A 7,150-nucleotide genomic window follows, 5' to 3' on the forward strand; every position below is an offset into this window, starting at 1 on the left:
ATAGAGTACGGAATAAGCACTATTCTTTGGCGCCGACTTTTTGTAGTAATCCACCAGTTTCATTGTGCCAATTTCATGATCAAACCCCACGTACATAAAAGGCTGGCGATCTCCCCAACTTTTTACTGGCGTAGTGATATTTTGCAGAATAATTTTGGTTTGATTTGAACTTAACAACTGCTCGATAAATTTACGGTGGCGGATGGTATCAAGCGTAAACACCAAGTAATCGGATTTGTTTCTGATCGCTTCCATCAACGATAAACTTTGTTGGCGAATATCGACATTCGGACGAGTGAAGACTTGGTTAATTTGGTATCTAATCCCAAGTTCATCTAAACGCATCTCAAAGGCTTTGATATTGCGCGCCCAATAATCGGAAACTTGTTGACCTGGATAAACAACAGAAATATGAATAGGTTTATCTTGCTCTATTGAGAGTACAGCAGGAGGTTGACGCACTGCCTGTATCATCTGGTCGGTAAGAGCCTGCTGCGCAGGATTAAGATCCAAAAACTCTTGATATCGCCAATAACCATTTAAAACTTGCGCTGCAGCCTGAGTGGAGGCTGCCACACTGACACTGAATACAAATGAAAGGAGCAGGATTTTTCTCATGGCATTCTCGTTACACTAACTTCTGGATTTAATGACACACAATGGCTGATTTCGCACTCATCATATTCTCGGACTACCCAATGAAGGATCAAACAAGTAGCCCGTATATCATCTTGATTATTAAGTATGTTCCTCATAAATGATAGTGCAAACCACTAAAAAAACTGGCTTGCACTCATAACCGCTCATTTACTAAACAAAAGCATCAGAATGCTTTCCTATAGTTAAAAGGTGAAAGCTAAATTTCCAGAAATGCCAAATTGATTATCTCCAGCATAGTTTCCTGCAAGATCGAAACTGACAAGATCTCCGGGGCTGATGCCAATGCCAAACGTCACGGCGTTGTCCAAAGTGTCTTCTAAATCGATTTCATAACCCGCACGAAGCTGTGCCCATCCCCAAGCATTACCTTCTAAGCCAAAGCGTAGGTATTGTGTATCATCTTTTTGGTCTTGGAAACGACTCTGCTTTGTTGCATCTAAATCAATTGCAGCAGTGAAAAACTCAGTGACATATCCACCCGAGATTGTGACTTGCGTATCCAAATCATATGAGCTTAAACCGTCAATGGTTTTTAATTCTTGAGCAAAAAGATCCTTTACCGCAACACCCACTCGAAAATCGTTAATTAACCATACTGCCCCTAAATCAAGATTGAAGGCATTATCGTTCGTTTCGCTTTTGTCATAATCAGCAAGATCGAATTCTTTTACCGAAACATTTTGCTTATAGGTTCTTAATTGTTGAATTTTTGGCGTAATGCCAAATGAAAATTGTTGGCCACGAATGTTGTATATTTTGGCCAGTGTTAGGCCAAATTCTGAGTAACCAAATGCAATCAGATCAACGGTTGAATTTTTATAACGATTCTCAACGTCGGTGCCGCTACTGCCTGTATTTGCCGCAATATCAGAACGCGCAATCACCTCCGCGTGCCCACGCGCAAAAATATTAAGTGAAACTAGATCGAGAGGAATTGCTATCGCCATACCAATGCCCGCCGATGCAGCAAGAGGTTTGTCATCGGCAAGCTGGTCTAAATACTGATTAAGTTTATCAATATCACTTTGATTGGGTGTACCGGAATTTTCAAACGCTTTGATGCTATCTTGCAGGTCATCAATGGATTTTAGGCTTTTGTCTGGGTCTCTAGCCGCACCACCTACCGCAGGGAAAAGCACGCCAAACGTGTCATTATTCCGATACACGGCCACCAAAGCAGGATTATAGAATGGGGCTAGCAGATAATCGGCCGTTGTTACGCCAGTATTCCCCATTCCATTACCACGTGCGTCAGCTATCGTGTTCGCCGCTTGCGCAGAAGCACAAGCCAACAAGAGCAACGAGACCACTGACCATTTGTTGTAACTGTTCATATTGCAACCAACCTTGTTGTTATTATTCCCTAAACAAGGTTAATACAATTTTTTACATTGCACATGAAATTGGCGAATAATGCCGCTGACCAAACCTAATCGTCACCAAAATCATCCATGCCACTAACAGAGAAATGAACATTCTCTTGCCCTGCCACCAACTGTTCTTTTTGCAATTTGGTCAGTTTTTTAATCGCTAACTCAGTTTTTAAAGCGAGGCTTTTACCGCCTTCTACACGTTGAGACCAAACCAATAATAACGGTCCTTTACCTCGTAACGCTTTTGCACCCTTCCCTGTTTGGTGTTGTACAAAGCGTCGTTCAACATCCGTTGTAATACCGCAATACAGTGCTTGATGGCGGGTTCGAACCAAATAAACCCACCAGTCCGGGCTATCTTTGTGGGGAACCTTATTCACTTACAGTAAGCTTTCCACCAAAGCGCGTAACTCGGCGACTTCATTTTTTAATGCGTGAACCTCCTGTTCAAGCTGATCAATACGAGCAGTCGCCCCCCCTTCCGGACCATGAGCAAAGGTTTGCTCTAAATCTTCAACGTCAACCTCTCCAGAAAAGAGATGTTGATAACGCGACTCTCGCTTGCCCGGTTCACGCGGCAGCTTCACCACCAGCGGGCCTGATTCACGGTTGGCTAAACCGTCTAGAATAGTTTCGACTTCTTTTACATCGGTAAAACTGCATAATCGGTTAGTGCGAGTGCGCAACTCTCCCGGCGTTTGTGGCCCACGCAGCAGCATGCAGCACACCAAACCAAGCTCTTGATTTGACAGCTTTAAATCGCCAAATTCGGTGTTGCAGAAACGGTGCTGATATTTGCTCACTCGGCTATTAAAACCACTTTCATCACTCATCAGGCGACGAGCGATCAAGCCCTCAGCGGCATCTTGAACCTCAGCTTCGGTTAATGACAGCACTGGCTCACGGTTACTTTTTTGGTTACATGCGGTGGTCAAGCTGTTGAGCGTTAATGGGTAGTAATCAGGCGTGGTCACTTCTTTTTCAATTAAGCAGCCAATAATTCGTGCTTCTAGGGGAGAGAGCTCAATGTTCATTATAATTTCCTTTTTTCTAAGCGGAGTTTCCTAATTGAGGCCACAATCGATGTTGCATTAGTGTTCTAACAACAGTGAAATTCGGATGATTTTCCCATTGCTATCAATCATCACAATCTTTGCACGGCTTAACTCTAACTCGGTCATCTCCAGCTTCTCACGCTCGCTAATATAAGCTTCACGCAATTTAACACTATGATGCAGTTCAGCGTTTGCAGGTACATCTTTTCTTTTAGGTACTAAAATTTCTGAAAGTTGCATCTCTAAATACCATAAGATAGCGATTTGAAAGGTACATGATATAGCGCCTATCCGTACCAATACAATCACTCATGACTAGAGTGATTATTTCTTAATCAAGAGTGAGTCAGGATTGATCTAAAGGCTGTTATGAATCAGCTCGATATGATTTAATCAATGGCATTGACATTCAAGTTGGGAAAAGGAACCTATGAGTATCGTATTTGAAATTGTTAACCAAGCTCGCCGTAAAAATAAACTGAAACGTGAACTGCTAGATAACGAGAAAAAAGTTCGTGATAACCGTAAAAGAGTTGAATTGCTTGAAAACTTACTCGATTACATGAAACCGGATATGACCCACGAAGAAGTCATGGCGATCATCAATAACATGAAAGCCGATTACGAAGATCGCGTCGATGATCACATCATCAAAAGCGCAGAAATTTCAAAAGAGCGCCGTGATATTAGCCGTCGTATTCGCGAGCTGACCGATAAAGATAAACAAATGACTCAAGGCAAAAAGTAAAATTGATGCCGACCATCTTCGAAACCCGTCTTAAGACGGGTTTTTTTATGACCAAAACATTCACAAAACAAATCAATATTTCTATCAACAAAAAGTGCGATAAATTTTATGTGATAGACATTAAACGTTTGCGTAATCGCTAACCTTCACCGAACCTAGTTTTGAGTCTTTTATCACATATTAGCTATTGTTATATTTATACACAGTAAATCAATTATGACCATTCGAGGCACGGAGCTTCCTCACTTATCTCACGGCGAGAAGATTGGTACCGACATCGTTCGGCATATATTAAGAGGGTCAAATTATGGAAATGAATGTGGTTGAAATTTTGGGCTATGCAGCTTCGATCATGGTGGCAATCTCGCTGACAATGAAAGATATCGTTAAACTGCGTATTCTTAATTTTGTTGGTTGTGCACTGTTTACCGCTTACGGACTCATGATTGATTCATGGCCTGTAGTGCTCACCAACGGTTTTATCGCCTGCGTAAACATCTACTTTTTAGCCAAGATGCAACGAGAAAAAAAAACGGCTGACGCCAAAAGCGCTGCATGATAAACCCAAAATAATAAAAATTGACGTGTAAAAAAATGCTCTGCCACGATGACAGAGCATTTTTTATCGATAAATCAGAGAGCAAAAACATAAATAGCCAAGCAAAAAGCCTCTAGCAGGGGGATACATAGAGGCCATAAGGCTAAGTATTACTCTTCGTCATCGTGCATAGTTGCCCAAGCTTGAGCACATTTCACCGCACGTTTCCAACCTTTATAGCGACGATCGCGCTTCTCTTCATCTTGATGAGGAACGAATGTTTTATCGATCACGGCTTTATCAGCAAGCTCATCCAAGCTTCCCCAAAAGCCAACCGCAAGACCAGCTAAATAGGCTGCTCCTAGCGCGGTCACTTCCGTCACTTTAGGACGGTGTACTTCGGTATCAAGCACATCTGATTGGAATTGCATTAAGAAATTATTGGCTACCGCGCCACCGTCTACGCGTAATGCTGACAGTTTGATGCCAGAATCAGCTTGCATTGCATCAAGTACATCACGTGTTTGGTAAGCGACACTTTCCAAGGTCGCACGAATAATATGGTTCGAATTCACGCCACGCGTTAAACCAACAATCGTACCACGGGCATAAGCATCCCAATACGGCGCGCCTAAACCAGTAAACGCTGGCACAACATAAACGCCGTTGGCCGTATCAACTTTCGTAGCGAAATATTCTGAGTCATGCGCATCTGAAATCAGTTTCAATTCATCACGCAACCATTGAATCGATGCACCGCCCATAAAGACTGCACCTTCAAGCGCGTAGTAAGGTTCACCAGCAGGGCCACAAGCTAGAGTTGTTAGCAAGCCATTATGTGAGGTGACTTTCTCTTTACCTGTGTTCATCAATAAGAAACAACCAGTGCCGTAAGTATTTTTTGCTTGGCCCGCCTCAACACACATCTGCCCATAAAGCGCAGCTTGCTGGTCACCCGCAATTCCAGCAATAGGAATACGTGTCCCGCCTTTACCACCAATGTTGGTTTGGCCGTAAACTTCGGAAGATTTCTTCACTTCAGGCATCATAGACAAAGGAATATCAAACTCTTTTAGGATTTTCTCATCCCAATGCAAGTTGTTGATATTGAAAAGCATAGTGCGAGAGGCATTGGTATAATCCGTAACGTGAACACGGCCTTGTGTCATGTTCCAAACGAGCCACGAGTCAATTGTACCAAACAGCAGTTTTCCAGCCTCGGCGTCTTCACGAGCCCCTTCGACATTATCCAAAATCCATTTGATTTTGGTGCCAGAGAAGTAAGGGTCAAGCACTAGGCCTGTATTCTCACGAATGTACTCTTCTAGCCCTGGGCGAGCTTTCAATTCTTCACAAATGGATGCGGTACGTCGACATTGCCATACAATCGCATTGTAGACTGGTTTACCCGTTTCTTTGTTCCACACCACCGTAGTTTCACGTTGGTTGGTAATACCAATCGCCGCAATTTCATCACTGCGAATACCAGCTTTGCCAAGTGCTTCTACTAGCGTCGAACTTTGCGTCGCATAAATTTCCAGTGGATCATGTTCAACCCAGCCAGCTTGAGGGTAGATCTGGGTAAATTCACGCTGAGAAACACTGACAATGTTAGCATCATGATCTAACACTACAGCACGTGAGCTTGTTGTTCCTTGGTCAAGGGCAACAATATATTTCTGCTCAGTCATGGTCTTTTCCTTATCTTTCACGTTAATCGTTTTATAAAGTGTTGTCGTTATTTTAGACGTGAGCTTGCTCACTTTCTTCTACGTCATCACACTGGTTTGGAATGGTGCAGCCTACGCCGACAGTAGGTAAGTACGCGCCAATAAATTTAGGGTAAGCCCATGCCCCAAAACAGGCACCAGCAATAGGAGCAATGATAGGTACGATGAAGTATGGGATATCTTTTGCACCTGTTAGTGCGTAGTCCCAGCCAGCTAAGTAGGCAAACAATTTAGGGCCAAAATCACGCGCAGGGTTCATTGCAAAGCCAGTCAATGGGCCAAGTGAACCACCGATAACCGCAATCAGAATACCAATCAGCAATGGGTTCATTGCATTGCGATGTGCGCCGTTATTTTCATCACCTAGTGCCAAAATAGCGAACATTAATACTGCTGTGATGACAAATTCGACCGCCAATGCACCAACAAATGATAATGAAGCATTAGGGTAGGTAGAAAAAATACCCGCTGTGGCTAACGCTTCTTGACTGCTACGTACAAAATTGTGTGCGATTTCATAATCAGTAAAAAGGTTGCTGTACAAGCCGTAAACCAGAGCAGCAGAGCAGAATGCACCGAGCATTTGCGCCGCAATATAGGGAAGTACTTTTGCTTTGTTGAAGCCGTGGAAGGCGGCCAGTGCAATGGTCACCGCCGGATTAATGTGAGCTCCAGAAACACCCGCAGTGCAATAGATGGCAATTGCCACACCTAAGCCCCACATGATGCTGATTTCCCACTGACCAAATTGTGCGCCAGTAAGAACTAAGGCAGCAACACAGCCTACACCGAAAAAAATCAGCAATCCGGTGCCGATAAACTCCGCGATACACTCTCCGAGAAGAGTATGTTGTTTTGTTCGAGTCATAGTAAGTGTCCTTGTTTATTTTTTGTGTACACAATGTTTGTGTGTGGCAAATTTTGCACATTTTTCTTCCCACGAAAATTAAAAAACCGCATTTATGAGCGTTCGAACACAATTTTGTTACTTGCAATATCGTTTTTTGTTAATTAACTCATTATTTTGATCTTCTGCTCATTAACGC

The 7,150-nt window shown here is 43.0% G+C and carries 8 protein-coding genes and 1 pseudogene; 2 read left to right on the plus strand and 7 right to left on the minus strand.

Annotation, left to right across the window (positions count from 1 at the left end):
* The 5 genes and pseudogenes from B9J84_RS08700 to B9J84_RS08720 all read right to left on the minus strand — a co-directional run.
* Positions 1–618 (minus strand): annotated as a pseudogene (locus B9J84_RS08700) (ABC transporter substrate-binding protein); the annotation flags it as partial.
* Positions 619–842: 224 nt separating this feature from the next.
* The gene (locus tag B9J84_RS08705; protein ID WP_094123965.1) at positions 843–1,994 is read right to left on the minus strand and encodes a conjugal transfer protein TraF; all 1,152 of its coding nucleotides are present in this window, start codon (positions 1,992–1,994) and stop codon (positions 843–845) included.
* A gap of 95 nt (positions 1,995–2,089) precedes the next feature.
* Entirely contained in the window at positions 2,090–2,413 is a 324-nt protein-coding gene (locus B9J84_RS08710) for a GIY-YIG nuclease family protein (RefSeq protein ID WP_094123966.1), read from the minus strand.
* Positions 2,414–3,067: a YceH family protein gene (locus B9J84_RS08715; RefSeq protein WP_094123967.1), complete on the minus strand. Its 654-nt coding sequence runs from the start codon at positions 3,065–3,067 to the stop codon at positions 2,414–2,416. It abuts the gene before it with no gap.
* Between the two features lie 57 nt (positions 3,068–3,124).
* Positions 3,125–3,328, minus strand: a complete 204-nt coding sequence (locus B9J84_RS08720; RefSeq protein ID WP_026027876.1) for a hypothetical protein — start codon at positions 3,326–3,328, stop codon at positions 3,125–3,127.
* 190 nt (positions 3,329–3,518) lie between these two features.
* On the opposite strand from B9J84_RS08720, the gene B9J84_RS08725 reads away from it, so the two are divergent.
* Complete coding sequence (locus B9J84_RS08725; RefSeq protein WP_010319897.1) at positions 3,519–3,836, plus strand: DUF496 family protein; 318 nt, start codon at positions 3,519–3,521, stop codon at positions 3,834–3,836.
* Between the two features lie 307 nt (positions 3,837–4,143).
* On the plus strand, positions 4,144–4,395 hold the full coding sequence (locus B9J84_RS08730) for a YgjV family protein (RefSeq protein ID WP_013867916.1): 252 nt from the start codon (positions 4,144–4,146) through the stop codon (positions 4,393–4,395).
* A gap of 149 nt (positions 4,396–4,544) precedes the next feature.
* On the opposite strand, the gene glpK is transcribed toward B9J84_RS08730, so the two are convergent.
* On the minus strand, positions 4,545–6,065 hold the full coding sequence (glpK, locus tag B9J84_RS08735) for a glycerol kinase GlpK (protein WP_026027877.1): 1,521 nt from the start codon (positions 6,063–6,065) through the stop codon (positions 4,545–4,547).
* Between the two features lie 52 nt (positions 6,066–6,117).
* Positions 6,118–6,972 carry an MIP/aquaporin family protein gene (locus B9J84_RS08740; RefSeq protein ID WP_010319894.1) on the minus strand — a complete coding sequence of 285 codons (855 nt, stop codon included), beginning with the start codon at positions 6,970–6,972 and terminating at the stop codon, positions 6,118–6,120.
* Positions 6,973–7,150: the final 178 nt, after the last annotated feature.

The organism is Vibrio sp. V03_P4A6T147 (assembly GCF_002241085.1).
In the GTDB taxonomy this organism is placed as follows: domain Bacteria; phylum Pseudomonadota; class Gammaproteobacteria; order Enterobacterales; family Vibrionaceae; genus Vibrio; species Vibrio anguillarum.